Source organism: Synechococcus sp. NOUM97013, assembly GCF_014279815.1.
GTDB lineage: Bacteria > Cyanobacteriota > Cyanobacteriia > PCC-6307 > Cyanobiaceae > Synechococcus_C.
In genome coordinates this window covers 1,028,477-1,041,997 of record NZ_CP047941.1, presented here as the reverse complement: position 1 = coordinate 1,041,997, position 13,521 = coordinate 1,028,477, and the positions used below count along the sequence as shown (strand labels likewise).

Genomic DNA, 13,521 nt, shown 5'->3' with positions numbered 1-13,521 from the left:
GCCGACCGTTGCTATGACAAGGCTGTAGCTCCACGCCCTCCAATGTCAGAAGAGCAACTCAGAGCGTTCCTGGAAAAAGTCAAAGGAGACACTGGTCTTCAGGAGAAGCTCAAGGCAGCTGCTGATGCCGATGCTGTTGTGGCGATGGCAAAAGACGCTGGCTTTATGATTTCAGCTGATGACTTGAAGAAGGCTCAATCAGAAGTCTCTGACGCCGAACTAGAAGCAGCGGCTGGTGGTATTTGGATTATTAGACCATCGGAATCGGAATTATGTCAATGAAGTCAGCATTAGTCCCGATAAAAAATAACAAAAATCTTTGAAGCCCATATACGATGTAGCAGAGGTGCCACACGCCCGCACTTAGCGGGCTTATTTATTGCCAACTGACATTGCTGCCGACTGTTGCTATGACAAGCCTGTAGCTCCACACCTTCCAATGCCAGAAGAGCAACTCAAGGCATTTCCAGAAAAGGTTAAATCTGATACCGAATTGCAGGAAAAGCTCAAGGCAGCAACCACTCCTGAAGCTGCTCTTCAAATCGCCAAAGAAGCTGGATTTTCAATTACCGCAGAAGATATTCAATCAATGCAATCGCAATCGGGAGAAGTGTCAGACGATGAGCTGGAAGCTGCAGCTGGTGGCGGTCATTTAAGCGTCTTGGAGGTTGAGATTTTTGGGTGTTTTGATTTACCTATGGCTGGCTACCCAGGACAGCAGGATCGCTGAGAGACTAGTGGGGAGGTGCAGCGGCGGTTTTTGAGATCCTACGCTCCCAAAGCCCCTGCATTGACAGGGGTTTTTATTGCTTCAATCGTCTGATTAACCCCATCAATCAGCCGTCAATACCTGGCACCATCGCCCGCATTTAGCGGGCTTTTTTATTGTCTGAATTCCTATTCAGAATTGATCCTTGACAACCACCGCAATTCATAAAAAAGAGCCGACCACCCCCGTGGTCGACCTCCCAACCCATTTGGAATCCACTCACCGTGGACCCTTTTGTTCTGGCATAGGACTGGGAACAAATACCTGAGAAAGACCGCTCATTGACTAATGCTCATTAAGGTCTGCTCACAACGGGAGCCCACGTGGCAGCCAAGCAATCCACAACACAGCCCAACGCCAGGTGCTGGGTCTGGTTCCGTGGTGGACTGGGTGTTGATAGCGAATGGATCGGCGGTTTCCAGGGAGCCCCTTCTGTCCTGGGCGGCGTCCGTATTGAGCGTGGTGATTACGTCCCTTGCAGGGTTGCTGACTGGAGGGTCACCTTCAAGGAACCAGAGAACATGAACGCTGGACCTGAGGTCCCTGCTAACGCCCAGTGGAAGTTGGTGCCCACTGACCCTAGATAGCGGGTATCACTTAAGGAGTCTTTGAGGCAGAACCCAGTGAAGACAGGAATTCTCCTTGCCCTATGGGCACTCGTATCAGCTCCTGCAGTAGCAGTAGATCCAGTTCCAGCTGTAAAGGGTTCGTTTGTCAGCATTTATTACTTCCTGAATTCTGAACCCAGCACAACAACAGGTAATGATGCGACTTGGAACTCAGAGACAAACACCGTCACTTTCTACGAAGTGTTTAGCAAGGGCAACTTCAAAGGTCGCAGAACTGACTATCAGTGCAGGGGGCGAATCTTTTTTGAGATAAAGGATGGAACACCTATAGAGATAGGGCCGATGTGTGATACGAAAATGTTAAATGGTTTGCCAGTAACCACCACTGTCACAGACCCTGATGATGGTTTCGTGCACGTCAAAACAACCTTCCAGTTTTAGTAGGCGGAATCGCAACACTTCAAACCGAAGGCAGAAGGCAATTGCATTGGTGGATTGTCTCTTATGGGGCTCCAAAACTACATCCCCCATATGAGGATACCGATCACATACAGACTCCTAGGCTCCAGGCTGTAGGTCAGTCTGACTCTGCCTCGGTCATCACGGAGTCGATCCAGTCCAGTCTTATCACCTCCACTGCCGGTTTCCCCTAGGTCTCGGCGACCAATGGAAAGCCAGGGCTTAAGCCTCTGGGGGCATTGGCTCGTTGCGCTGAAACCAGTTCTCCAAGATGTAGAGGGTCATCAAGATGTCATTGGTCCTTGGGTGTCATGTGACTATCTAAAGCATTCCCCTTTCTCCTTCAAACAGGACAAAGCACGGTGTTCAGCATGATCCATCCACAAACAAACCCAATTCCTTTACCTAGACTCTGAGAATGAAACTCCCACTACTCATCACAACCCTGCTTCTTACAACATCACCTGCGCTTGCTGATGACTTTTTATACCTGAAATGCGAAGTAACTATCGAGAGAACTGTATTTGACTGGAACCTCGGCGAACAGATATCCAAAAGGGAGACAGATGATGTAATCCATTACAAAATCGACACCAAGGAGGATGTAGTGTTTGACTCAACTGAACCAGAGGTTGCAAATGAATTCACGACGGATATAAACCAAAGGCAAATTGCTTGGAAAACAGTGAAGGAGAGTGGAAGTATCTATGAAGAATACACAACACATCTTCAATACGAAACTCCAGGAGGAGTAGTTGGAACTATCTACCAAAATGATAGAGACCGCTTTATTGAAGACTCAGGCAGTTTCCGCGGTAGTTGTGAAGCATCAAACAAATCTGCATACGAGGCTCCGCAGAAAGAGGTCTTTGAGTAAAAGCGCCTCAAGAGCACTTGCATGCCTGATTCAAGATCCTTCCTACCTTAGGAACAGCGGACACCTAAGCAGATGCCTCTCCATAGATCCCTGGCAGCACTCGCACTGGCACTCTGCACTTTGAGCACAACGGGTTGCGGGAATACATCCATAACCTTCGAGGGTCCATCGATTAAAACGCCTTGGTTCAATTTCCCTTCAAAGGAACTGAACCCTTTGCAAATAAGCGGTGAAGAGAAATGGCACTCAGGTGACTACCAAGGTGCACTAGAAGATTTCAACGAACTCATCAAGGAAGAACCCAATAATGGGTATGCATACTTCTCACGAGCATCAGCGCTATTAGGGTTAAATAAACCACAAGAAGCGCTGGGTGACGCCAACAAAGCAATAGAACTTGATCCAAACATCCCAGAGGCGTATGAAACGCGTGGCGTTGCAAAGGCAATGCTGGATAATCCAGGCGGTGCAATCCTTGACATGAATAAAGCAATTGGCCTCAATGAAAACTTTACAAGTGCTTATAGCAACCGAGGCGAAATGAAGTCAGCGCTTGGGAACTATGATGAAGCACTTATCGATTTGAACAAGGCGATAGAAATAGATCCCAATTACGAACGCGCTTACCTACATCGCGCAAAGAACTACAACAGGCAAGGCAATGTCACTGACGCCTGCAAAGACTTCAAGAAAGCAGCATCACTTGGTGATCCAGTGGCAATCGGAATCCTTGAAAGCAATCCCGACGCCTGCAAATAAGTCAGCATGGAATGGTATGAGTTTTGCGATGTCGACTAGATTGTGTGCTGGAGGCTAGGCATCGGCAACCAGAACCCTTTTGGGTATTGGTGAATATTCTGATGACTCGACAGCAGGGACTGGTGATGTTGCAGCAGGTGCTCTCTACTACAACACAACTTCCGGTGACTATCGTCTAAAGCCCTGATATCAGATGTGGAGGATTCCACCTTCATGACGAGGAATATTCATATATGACTCTTCAACGTAATGGGGATATTTCTCGCTCAGGTAGTCAGGAAAACATTGATTCTACTCTACAAAACTATCGTCAAGGTCTCGATGCCTTCTTCTAACCACATTCTTTCTTGTATCCGATTTGCTTGATATGTTAAAACCATATCCCTAGTCTTTGGAGCACAAAAGTATTAAGTTATTTCTTTCTAGGGCCGTAAGCCATAAGTGCGGGTAGTGCAGATACAGGTGCCAGGCCAAGCATTAAAGCTTTCAGCAACAGTGCTGGATAACCTTCCAAGCTGTTTGAACCGACCTGACCAACAGGAATCAACGCGATCAATAACACCCAGATAAAAGCACCAAGACAGATCCCCAAGAAACAAAGCAGGTCGTTTTTGCCGAACCACGGCTTCTTTTGACCTAAAAACCCAACTGCAAGGATGGAAACACCGAGACCACCCACAACCGCAAAGAGAAGTGGAGGAAGAAGGATTACTGCAAACATTAAACCTTGATTACTCAAAAGCTCATCCTAGAGATCCAGGGTTGTGAAGCAACCACTACCCGAATGTAGACACACAAAAGGGGACTGACCTATAGAGGAAATTCAATCCCCCCTCTTGTGTGCCAATAGCCCAACCCTGGATTTGTAGGCGTCATATCGTGATAACCACTGTTATTTAGGTGATCTCTAAACAAGTATTGAAATCAGTAACTCACAGACAACTCAAACCCCTCGTCGTCGTCCTGTTGGAAACCATCGAATGGTAACCGATCCAGTACAAGACATTCTGAACACCTGGAAGAGCTTTCTGACTGATGTCATCCGAAGTCGCGAGTACCGGGACTATCACTGTCTCCAATACTTTAAGTTAGAAGAGATTGAAGACAGGAACATTTAAAGATATAAAGCTGTTCTCATCAAGAAGCTGATTAACCAAGGAGCTTAGCCTAGTCTCCTGGATCATTCAGATGAAACTCGCAAGACATAGATTCAGGCCACCAAGAGAGCCAAACCTTGAAAACCTACTGAACAGAACCTCAAAGATATTAGAGGATAAAAGAATTGAATGGATGATGTGTGAAAAAATCAGCTTCATGGAGCAACCGGATCTACTATGTTCTTTTTAAATAAAATGAACAGCATCAGCACAAATTGATACCAATGGATAGCAAATTCGAGCAAGCCTCCTTCTGCCATAAGATGAATCGGCGTAAGGAACCAACATAAAATCACAAGTGCTGTTGGAATTCCCGCAGCACTAGACCGTCGAAAGAGCAGTAAGTTTTGAGGGATACTGATCAATTGAAGCAACAGAATCGTAGTAGCAGAGGCTGGCATTTCATCCATGCCAGGCAAGTTCCACGCGATGGGTGCATAGACACATATGGTAAGAAGATAGCTCCAAACAAAATTCTTTCTCCCCATAGGCCTAGAGGGATTGAATTTATCCTTTAGATACTGCACTATCTGCATTAGATGTTTCGAGCGATTGAGCAAGCCTACTTCAAAGTGCATCAAAATGATCCAATCATTTGGTGAGGATCCAGGGTTATTGAGTGACTGATCAACGATGGACTGATTGAAGAGAGATATAGGAAGTTGGCCGAGATTCTATAGATCGGGATTAACCTAACAAGATGTGTGACAATTTCATAGAGAAGCATCGTGAGTGAGACCCTGAGTTTTCGTCAGGAAAGATTCATACCTCTTCATTGCACGTCTCCGAACCAAGTGATTCCGTAAAGCCTGCGGAAATAATTCCAATGGGAATTGCAATAACAGCGATTCCGCAAATCGCTGTCAAGGATGCAATGATTTTCCCTAATGCGGTAACAGGATAAGTATCGCCATAGCCAACGGTAGTAACAGTGATAATCGACCACCAGAGACAACGAGGGATAGAGCCGAACTGCTCATTCTGGATGCTTCCTTCTGCCAGGAACATCAAAATACTGCTGATAGTGATGACAATACCTGAATACACAGCGGAGATGAGTAATGCTTCTTTCTTCGCGGCAATCGCCCGATTGAAGTACTTAATGCTTTGACGAAAACGTTTTGAACGACCCACACGACCGATTCTGACCAAACGAACGATCCTGAGTAAATACAGTTCAGGCGTAATAAAACCGAGGATGGTTGGAGCAATGGCAATCAGATCCAGGATTGCTAAAGGCGTCAGCGCAAAGTCGCAAGCACCACGAAGGCCTCGTCTTGCACCTTTCTTCAAAGGTGCAACCCACATCCTGGAGAAATATTCGATCAGGAAAATAACTGCAACTGCAATGTCGAGGTTGACGAGCAGATCACCCTGTGAGGATCGAACGACGGGCTCAGTCGCAACAATCGCCAGAACAATCGAGAAGCCGATCAGCAATCCCAGGACCTGCACAGTCACTGTTGCTTTGCGCTTGTCCTCCTCGCCATACAACGCTTGGAAAAGTTTCTCTCGAAATGAGCTCACGACGAATCGACGCTATCCGGATTCATCTTGTCTGCACGGATCGCCTGATGCCAGCACACATCAGGCCGATGCCAGATGGAAAACGAATAGTCCCTGAGGTGGGCTATTCAACATGATTGAGCAAACACATACTCACGGGCATCGATCAACCCCCAGCCTCCATCCTGATCCAAGTCATCGCATGACTGGTCAGACTCCAATCCACAATCAAGCGCACCATGCTCGGGCCAATCAGCAGGAAGTGCGCAGCTCAGCAGTCCATTCACCGGGACAATGGTCAAGGCAGAAAGCAAAAACACAACTGTCAGCTGAGTTGGGCGAGGAATCAGCCAGAAAGGTTCAGATGGTCACATGCATTGGAGCGGTGGGGGAGCACGCTGGTGAAGGTGCTGGACATTTCAGCCATGACATTCACGCTCTCTGGCTTTGATGCCTGGACCTTTCAGATCGTGTGTTGCGGAAGCCTCCTCGTCCTCGAAGCACTGCGGCGCGACGGTGAACGCCTCAGCACGGTGCTGCAACCGATGGACTGCACTAGGCAGCGGGCCCATGCCTTGATCCGGCAACCCAGTTGCACCCTCCTCGGTCACTGAACAAGAGATCACATGCAGTTCTGGGCTGCGTCAGCAAGTCCCGGTAGATTCCGGCCGTTCCGCTTGTGTGTTCATGCTCGCCGTCGCCGTTCTGGCCGCAGGAAAAGGCACGCGCATGAAAAGCGCCCTCCCCAAGGTGCTGCAGCCCTTGGCAGGGGCCACCCTCGTAGAACGCGTCCTGGCGAGCGCCCGCAACCTTGAGCCAGAGCGTCGGGTCTTGATCGTGGGCCACCAGGCCGAGCGGGTCGAACAGCAGCTGAGCCACGTTGAAGGACTCGAATTCGTGTTGCAGCAACCGCAAAACGGCACCGGACATGCTGTTCAGCAGTTGATGCATCCTCTGGAGGGATTTTCTGGCGAATTACTGGTGCTGAATGGGGATGTGCCGCTGTTAAGGGCCGAAACCATCGATCAGCTCGTCAGCACCCATCGCAGCAGCGGCGCGGACGTCACCTTGTTAACCGCCCGGCTGGACGATCCAACGGGATATGGCCGTGTGTTTGTGGATGGCGAAGGCTGCGTCAGCGCCATCGTTGAGCATCGCGACTGCAGTGAGCAGCAACGCAACAACAACCTCACTAATGCAGGCATCTACTGCTTCAACTGGGAGCGCCTCGCCGCAGTCTTACCGCAACTGAGCACCGACAACGACCAGGGAGAGCTTTATCTCACCGACACTGTGGCCATGCTCGAACGGGCCATGCATGTGGAAGTGGCCGATGCTGATGAAGTGAACGGCATCAATAACCGACGCCAACTGGCGCAGTGCGAGGCACTCCTTCAGCAACGGCTTCGAGACCACTGGATGGATGAAGGTGTCACCTTCGTGGATCCAGGCAGCTGCACGCTGAGTGAAGACTGCCGCTTCGGTCGTGATGTGGTGATCGAGCCACAGACTCATCTGCGAGGAGTCTGCAATGTGGGCAACAACTGCAGGCTTGGACCCGGCAGTTTGATTCAAGACGCTGACATCGGTGATGGCGTCACCGTGCTGCACTCCGTGATTCAGCAGGCGTGCGTCGGTCACCAGGTGGCGATCGGCCCGTTTGCTCATCTCCGCCCTGCCGCCAACATCGGCGACGACTGCAAGATCGGCAACTTCGTTGAAGTGAAGAAGAGCACGATCGCTGCTGGCAGCAAAGTGAATCACCTCAGCTACATCGGCGATGCCGAGCTGGGTGAACACGTCAATGTGGGTGCCGGCACCATTACCGCCAATTACGACGGTGTGAACAAGCACCGCACGGTGATCGGCGCGCGCAGCAAGACAGGCGCCAATTCCGTCCTTGTCGCCCCCGTCAGCATCGGGCAGGAGGTGACGATCGCTGCAGGATCCACTATCACCAAGGATGTCAGTGATGGATCTCTCGCCATCGGTCGCGCCCGCCAGAACGTGAGAGAAGGCTGGAATTCGCGCAGTGCGCCATCCGGCTCCTGACGACTGTTGTCAGCGCCGAACAACCATGCCGTCCAACCTCGTTCTGAATGCCGACCTCAGCGTTGCCCCGGCACTTCGAACCTGGATCGGCAACAACCGAGAGCTGCTCAAAGGGTTTGAACTGAGGATCGCCTCGGATGTTCTGAGCAAGCTGAACAGCTATGGGGAGCTCGGACAACTCAAGGTCACCCCATCCCGAGCCATCGTTGAGGGTGGCGACATCGAGCTGGCCTCAACGATTCTCGAAGGCGACGTCAGCGGACTGATTCATTTCCCGGCGCCCAGCGGTGATCGAGCGGGTGATGTCTTAACGGCACCCCTGCTGCGCGCTGCACTGCTGAGCAATCTGCCGATCGCTCTCAATCCGGCCAGCGCTTCGGCACTGGTGCGCGGCATCAAGGGAACACGGCGGGGCTATCTGATCTTCAATCCGATTTCGGGACAAGGGGACCCCGTCAGTGAACTCGCAGAGATCCGCAGCCATCTGGAACCCCAGATCATGCTGCAGGTATGGATGACCAAACCGGAGCTGGATCCGGGAGAACAGGCCCGTCAACTAATCGAGGAAATCCGAGCCTTCGAACGTGATGGGGGCGGCGAGTCGATTCTTATTGCCTCAGGTGGAGACGGCACCGTTGGTGCTGTGGCCAGCGCCTTGCAGGGCACCGGCATTCCCCTGGGCATCATTCCGCGCGGAACAGCCAATGCCTTCTCGGTCGCGCTAGGGATCCCCACAGGACTGAAAGCAGCCTGCACGAACCTTCTGCTGGGCAACACCCGTCAAGTGGATGTGGCGCTCTGCAATGACACACCCATGATCCTGCTGGCCGGCATTGGCTTTGAAGCAGGGATGGTGAATAAGGCCAGTCGTGAACTGAAGAATGTCTTGGGTCCGATGGCTTACATCTTTTCCGGTGCCAGGCAGCTGATGGCCCAGCAGCCCTTTGATGCCCATGTCGTCATCGACGGCGAAGCGATGAACGTGCACGCCAGTGCCATCACCGTGGCCAATGCCGCACCGGCCACATCAGTAATGGCACAGGGCTTCGGGCAGGTGATTCCCGACGATGGTCAGCTGGAAGTGATCATCGCCTCACCACGCGGTCGCATGGGTGGCCTCTCGATGCTTTCCAGCCTGGCTCGCTCCGCCATGCTCAAGAACAGCGCCAACAATGCCGACATCCTCTGTCTGCGGACACCGCAGCTGAGCATCAAGCTGCCAACCGCACAAACCATGGTGGTGGATGGAGAGATCACGGAAACGGAACACCTGGAGGTGTCGGTGATCCAGGGTGCGCTAACCGTCGTCGCGCCGATTCGCCTGACCCCTTGAACCTCGCTTCCGATCCACCAATCACACGCAAGATGGCGCGGATGGCGACTCGCATCCGACAGGGGCATCCTGCGATTCAATCCCGCAACATCGACCAGACGCGCTTGGTGCTGGACTCGACCAATGCAGGAACCCTCGATGAGGGGGGCTTTCATTTTCTGGTGCTGGGCGACAGCGGCACCGGCCGCCATCGACGCCACAGTCCACCGCGGCACGTGGCCGAACGCCTGCTCGAGCACAAAAGCGCCGCGGCCTTTCTGCTCCACACCGGAGACGTCGTCTACCTCGTCGGTGCTGCCGCTCAGTACCGCAACAACTTCCTGCGGCCCTATCGCGAATGGCTCAGCCATGGCGAGCAATGGCAGCAACTCAGCCCACAGGGCCTGCTGTTCAACCAGCCATTTCTGCCAGTGCTGGGCAATCACGACTACTACGACCTACATCCTCTGATCTCGGCCGTAGCAGCGATCACTCTGCCGTTGCGTTCCCGTCTTCAATGGCTTCATGACGTGGACACCGGCTGGCAAGGGTCCGATCAAGGCGGGGCCTTTGCCCAAGCCTTTCTGGATGTGTTGTCGGACATACCGGCCAATCAGCTGGAAGCCCATCTCGACCACCACTACACCGCCGAATGGGATGGTCAGCGCTGCCTGCGCTATCAACCGAATCTCCATACCCGTCTTCCGAACCGCTACTACCGGTTTCGCCACGCCGGTGTCGACGTGTTTGCCCTCGACTCCAACACCCTGATTGCTCCGGTGACGTCGGCGGGCGATCGTTGGTTGCTGCAACAGCGGCTGAAATCACTCGAGACCGAGCAGCTGCGCTGCCTGAAAGCCCTCTCCAATGCAAGTCAGAACGAAACTGAGCGTGATGGCTTGCTCGAAGACCTGGAAACACTTCAGGAAGAACAGCTGGATCTGCAGCGACGCTTGCAACCATCGCAACCGGTCGACAGCCAACAACTCAATTGGTTGCGTGACGGGCTGATCGCGTCGCACCGAGACTCCCAGGCACGCGGACGAATCCTGACGCTGCATCACCCGCCCTACGTGACGGAGCGAACCAAGTGGTCTCAAGCCGACACGTTGGCGGTTCGCCATCGATTGCGAGCTGTACTCGATGACGTGCAAACCCAACTGGAGGGCGAGGGAGAAAAGTCGCGCATCGTTGATCTTGTGCTGAGCGGCCATGCCCATTGCCTGGAGGTGCTGCGCACCCACGACACCGGGCACGGTGATGCCCACACCAACTGGGTGGTCTGCGGTGGCAGCGGTTACAGCCTGCGCAACCAAAGAAAGGAAGGTCCTGAGATCAAAGAAAGCGAGTCTCAAGGTGAGCAGAAGCTGATGGCCCGCAGCGAGCTCTATATCGGCCGTGGCTGGCCACAGGCTGAGAGCGGCGGCGGGGCGGCCTACAGCGCGCTACGCGTCGACATCAGCTCCGGTCGTCCGCTGAAGATCCGTTTGACGCCGCTGGTTTCGAGTCGTCAAGACCAGGAATGGACCCAACACGCGATGGACACCATCGACCTGCCGCTGTAGAGGAAAAGCGGTGCCGTTCAATCCACGGATTCTCTTCAGACACCTCTGATGGTCAGACGTTGAAACTGCGGGAGCTTGGGTGCATTCAGTCTGCAGAGCCATGCCGAACAAGAAGCGCTACACGGTGCGCTATCGCGATGCCGGCAGTCAGCGAGTGGAAGAATGTCTCTATGCAGGCGATGCATTTGAGGCCAGGGTGCTGGCCATGGAGGGCATTCCCTTCATCAAAACTCATCCAAACGCCATCGATCTGATCCGCTGCGAGGACGATCAGACCGCGCGGATGACGGCGTGACGGCGCGCCTTAAAGCGATGGCAATAAAGGCATCAAACGCTCCAATGCCACACCTCGGCTGGCCTTGAGCAGCACGGTGTCGTGGGGGCGCAACCAGCGTCGCAGTGGGTCAGCCGCCTGTTCAGGAGCATCCACACGCTCAAAGCAGCCCAGCGACGCAGCAGCGACCTCCATGGCAGCACCCTCAGCCCCCGATGCCACAGCCACCAGTCCATCCAGATTGAGCGCAACGGCCCTCTCCACCACAGCCCGGTGAAGCGCAACACTGCTGTCGCCAAGTTCAAGCATCGTGCCAAGCACAGCAAAACGGCGACCGGGCTGCTGCGCCAGCAGCTCCAGCGCCGCCAACACTGCCTCAGGAGAGGCGTTGTAGGTCTCATCCAACACCTTGAGGCTGCCGACGCTGAGACGGCGGTTGCGTCCACCCGGCACCTCCACCGCAATGGATTGAAGCTCCGTCAGCGGCACACCCAATTCAGCTGCAACCGCGAGCGCCAGCATCAGATTGCGGGCGTTGTGCCGACCGTCCAGAGGACAGCTCACGCACACACCATCCACAACGAGCACCCCCGCGGTTGGATCGTGAACACCGACCCAATCGGCGGCGGGTAAGGCGCTGGCCTCAAGCCCCACCACATCAGGTCCATCCAGTGGTCTGTCGCCCTCCAAGGCCACACGCACGATGCGACCTGTCCAGCAACGCGCCAAGGCATCCTCAAGAAGCGCATCGCCTGCTGGAATCACCACAACCCCACGAGTTGCCAGAGCAGACGTGATCTCGCACTTGGCTGTGGCAATGGCAGCCCTGCTGCCAAGGCGACCGATGTGGGCCGTGCCGATGTTCGTGATCACAGCAATGTCGGGTTCGGCGCAACGCGACAACCGCTCAATCTCACCGAGGCCGCGCATGCCCATCTCCACCACCACCGCTCGATGGTGAGGCTCAGCACCCATCAAGGTGAGGGGCACACCAACATCGTTGTTGTTGTTGCTGATGCTGGCCTGCACTTCGCCCAGGGGGCGCAATGCAGCACGAATCAGCTCTCGCGTGGTGGTCTTGCCCGCTGAGCCCGTCACCGCCACAACCCTTGCAGCCAGCTGACGTCGATGCAAGGTGGCCAGTTGCTGATAAGCCCAGAGGGTGTTTTCGACTCGCCAGTGCAGCAATCCATCCGGCAGAGGCTGATCCCAGTCGCTTGCCACCAGGGCGGCCTGGGCACCCAGCTCTGATGCGCGCTCCAGAAACGTATGACCATCGAACCGTTCACCCCGAAGCGGAATGAACAGAGCTCCAGCCTGGAGTTCACGACTGTCCGTACAGACCGGACCCACCGCTACCGACAGGTCTGGATGCTGACCGTTTTTGAGCACCGGCGGCCCCCAGAGCTCTGCGAGCTGGGCAAGCTGCAGCGTCATCACAATTGCGGCGGATCGAACATGATCATGCCCCCACCGACGCGAGCTGGCCGCGCCAGTAAACGGTGATCCGCATCTTCCAGGGAGATGTCGTCGTAGCCCTGATCGTCGAGCATGTCCCACCACATCTCTGCAGAGCTTCGGCGTGAGGCCGCGGACAGGCCCTCCCACAACACTGCATCCAGCACCAACACGGCAGCGTTGCGCTCAGGCAAGGGGCGTGCCGCAAGCAACAACCCCTCAGGGACTGAGACATCCGCATCAGCCTGAGCCAGCAGGCTGAGCAACGGGTCCACCTGAAGAGTCGGTGGTGGCGATGGCTGCGGTTCGGGGGATTCAGGCTCGGCAGGAGCCTGCTCAGTCCTCAGCGACGGTGGATCCAGCTCCTTCGCCATGGGTTGCCCAGGGAGCTGGGGTGCCTCCAAAGCTGGTTCAGGGTCTGCCCGGAGGGTGCGAGCCTCAGGGAGCGGTGTGGTGCGAATCGTCTCGATGCCCGGTGCCGGTGTGTCGTCAGTGGCCTGCAAGGCCAGTGTCAGCTGGATCACGCCCAAGGCCGCAACGATCAGCGTCAAAGCGAGCACCACCGGCCAGAACAGCGGAGCCAGATCCGTGGGCCAAAACCCCGGGGTGGACAAATCCCCCTCTCGGTTGCGGCGCCAGAGCTCTTGTAGACGCAAGCGCAGGTCAGCAACAGCTGCCGGAATGTCCTCCCGCAGTGCCTCCCAGGGACTCTGGTAAGGCACCGGTAGAGAGCGCTCGTCAGACGAGGACGGATCCGGCATCAC

Annotated in this window: 15 protein-coding genes; 10 read left to right on the top strand and 5 right to left on the bottom strand. The window is 54.3% G+C overall.

Annotated elements, in window-relative coordinates; all coding sequences use genetic code 11:
* Window positions 1-42: 42 nt before the first annotated feature.
* The 5 genes from SynNOUM97013_RS05420 (at window position 43) to SynNOUM97013_RS05400 (ending at window position 3,433) form a co-directional block, all read left to right on the top strand.
* Window positions 43-282: a Nif11-like leader peptide family natural product precursor gene (locus tag SynNOUM97013_RS05420; RefSeq protein ID WP_186481105.1), complete on the top strand. Its 240-nt coding sequence runs from the start codon at window positions 43-45 to the stop codon at window positions 280-282.
* Window positions 283-439: 157 nt separating this feature from the next.
* Window positions 440-730 (top strand): Nif11-like leader peptide family natural product precursor, encoded by a 291-nt coding sequence (locus SynNOUM97013_RS05415; protein ID WP_186481104.1) that lies wholly within the window; start codon window positions 440-442, stop codon window positions 728-730.
* 662 nt (window positions 731-1,392) lie between these two features.
* Complete coding sequence (locus tag SynNOUM97013_RS05410; RefSeq protein WP_186481103.1) at window positions 1,393-1,779, top strand: hypothetical protein; 387 nt, start codon at window positions 1,393-1,395, stop codon at window positions 1,777-1,779.
* Window positions 1,780-2,215: 436 nt separating this feature from the next.
* The gene (locus SynNOUM97013_RS05405) at window positions 2,216-2,674 is read left to right on the top strand and encodes a hypothetical protein (protein ID WP_186481102.1); all 459 of its coding nucleotides are present in this window, start codon (window positions 2,216-2,218) and stop codon (window positions 2,672-2,674) included.
* 120 nt (window positions 2,675-2,794) lie between these two features.
* Window positions 2,795-3,433 (top strand): tetratricopeptide repeat protein, encoded by a 639-nt coding sequence (locus SynNOUM97013_RS05400; RefSeq protein ID WP_186481101.1) that lies wholly within the window; start codon window positions 2,795-2,797, stop codon window positions 3,431-3,433.
* Between the two features lie 412 nt (window positions 3,434-3,845).
* Here the strand turns inward: SynNOUM97013_RS05400 and SynNOUM97013_RS05395 are convergent, their stop codons facing one another.
* The 3 genes from SynNOUM97013_RS05395 to SynNOUM97013_RS05385 all read right to left on the bottom strand — a co-directional run bounded on the left by SynNOUM97013_RS05395 (window position 3,846) and on the right by SynNOUM97013_RS05385 (window position 6,117).
* On the bottom strand, window positions 3,846-4,172 hold the full coding sequence (locus SynNOUM97013_RS05395; RefSeq protein WP_186481100.1) for a hypothetical protein: 327 nt from the start codon (window positions 4,170-4,172) through the stop codon (window positions 3,846-3,848).
* Between the two features lie 573 nt (window positions 4,173-4,745).
* Window positions 4,746-5,168, bottom strand: coding sequence for a hypothetical protein (locus SynNOUM97013_RS05390; RefSeq protein ID WP_186481099.1), 423 nt, complete (start codon window positions 5,166-5,168; stop codon window positions 4,746-4,748).
* Between the two features lie 184 nt (window positions 5,169-5,352).
* Window positions 5,353-6,117 carry an ion transporter gene (locus tag SynNOUM97013_RS05385; RefSeq protein WP_255443019.1) on the bottom strand — a complete coding sequence of 255 codons (765 nt, stop codon included), beginning with the start codon at window positions 6,115-6,117 and terminating at the stop codon, window positions 5,353-5,355.
* A 404-nt stretch (window positions 6,118-6,521) separates the two neighbouring features.
* On the opposite strand from SynNOUM97013_RS05385, the gene SynNOUM97013_RS05380 reads away from it, so the two are divergent.
* From SynNOUM97013_RS05380 to SynNOUM97013_RS05360, 5 genes are all read left to right on the top strand, one after another.
* Complete coding sequence (locus SynNOUM97013_RS05380) at window positions 6,522-6,710, top strand: hypothetical protein (protein WP_186481098.1); 189 nt, start codon at window positions 6,522-6,524, stop codon at window positions 6,708-6,710.
* 73 nt (window positions 6,711-6,783) lie between these two features.
* Window positions 6,784-8,148 (top strand): bifunctional UDP-N-acetylglucosamine diphosphorylase/glucosamine-1-phosphate N-acetyltransferase GlmU, encoded by a 1,365-nt coding sequence (gene glmU / locus SynNOUM97013_RS05375; protein ID WP_186481097.1) that lies wholly within the window; start codon window positions 6,784-6,786, stop codon window positions 8,146-8,148.
* Window positions 8,149-8,173: 25 nt separating this feature from the next.
* Complete coding sequence (locus SynNOUM97013_RS05370) at window positions 8,174-9,481, top strand: diacylglycerol kinase family protein (protein WP_186481096.1); 1,308 nt, start codon at window positions 8,174-8,176, stop codon at window positions 9,479-9,481.
* Between the two features lie 41 nt (window positions 9,482-9,522).
* A complete protein-coding gene (locus tag SynNOUM97013_RS05365) occupies window positions 9,523-11,025 on the top strand; it encodes a metallophosphoesterase (protein WP_255443018.1) in 1,503 nt (500 codons plus the stop codon).
* Between the two features lie 100 nt (window positions 11,026-11,125).
* On the top strand, window positions 11,126-11,320 hold the full coding sequence (locus tag SynNOUM97013_RS05360; protein ID WP_186481094.1) for a hypothetical protein: 195 nt from the start codon (window positions 11,126-11,128) through the stop codon (window positions 11,318-11,320).
* 9 nt (window positions 11,321-11,329) lie between these two features.
* Here SynNOUM97013_RS05360 and murF read toward each other — a convergent pair whose 3' ends face one another.
* The gene (gene murF / locus SynNOUM97013_RS05355; RefSeq protein ID WP_186481093.1) at window positions 11,330-12,736 is read right to left on the bottom strand and encodes a UDP-N-acetylmuramoyl-tripeptide--D-alanyl-D-alanine ligase; all 1,407 of its coding nucleotides are present in this window, start codon (window positions 12,734-12,736) and stop codon (window positions 11,330-11,332) included.
* Window positions 12,736-13,518, bottom strand: a complete 783-nt coding sequence (locus SynNOUM97013_RS05350; protein ID WP_186481092.1) for a hypothetical protein — start codon at window positions 13,516-13,518, stop codon at window positions 12,736-12,738. The genes murF and SynNOUM97013_RS05350 overlap by 1 nt, the downstream gene beginning before the upstream one ends.
* Between the last annotated feature and the right edge of the window lie 3 nt (window positions 13,519-13,521).

Excerpts from the sequence above, each read along its gene's own strand:
- SynNOUM97013_RS05420 (WP_186481105.1), top strand. The coding sequence starts at position 43 with ATGTCAGAAGAGCAACTCAGAGCGTTCCTGGAAAAAGTCAAAGGAGAC.
- SynNOUM97013_RS05415 (WP_186481104.1), top strand. The coding sequence starts at position 440 with ATGCCAGAAGAGCAACTCAAGGCATTTCCAGAAAAGGTTAAATCTGAT.
- SynNOUM97013_RS05405 (WP_186481102.1), top strand. The coding sequence starts at position 2,216 with ATGAAACTCCCACTACTCATCACAACCCTGCTTCTTACAACATCACCT.
- SynNOUM97013_RS05390 (WP_186481099.1), bottom strand. The coding sequence starts at position 5,168 with ATGCACTTTGAAGTAGGCTTGCTCAATCGCTCGAAACATCTAATGCAG.
- SynNOUM97013_RS05380 (WP_186481098.1), top strand. The coding sequence starts at position 6,522 with ATGACATTCACGCTCTCTGGCTTTGATGCCTGGACCTTTCAGATCGTG.
- glmU (WP_186481097.1), top strand. The coding sequence starts at position 6,784 with ATGCTCGCCGTCGCCGTTCTGGCCGCAGGAAAAGGCACGCGCATGAAA.
- SynNOUM97013_RS05370 (WP_186481096.1), top strand. The coding sequence starts at position 8,174 with ATGCCGTCCAACCTCGTTCTGAATGCCGACCTCAGCGTTGCCCCGGCA.
- SynNOUM97013_RS05365 (WP_255443018.1), top strand. The coding sequence starts at position 9,523 with ATGGCGACTCGCATCCGACAGGGGCATCCTGCGATTCAATCCCGCAAC.
- SynNOUM97013_RS05360 (WP_186481094.1), top strand. The coding sequence starts at position 11,126 with ATGCCGAACAAGAAGCGCTACACGGTGCGCTATCGCGATGCCGGCAGT.
- murF (WP_186481093.1), bottom strand. The coding sequence starts at position 12,736 with ATGACGCTGCAGCTTGCCCAGCTCGCAGAGCTCTGGGGGCCGCCGGTG.
- SynNOUM97013_RS05350 (WP_186481092.1), bottom strand. The coding sequence starts at position 13,518 with ATGCCGGATCCGTCCTCGTCTGACGAGCGCTCTCTACCGGTGCCTTAC.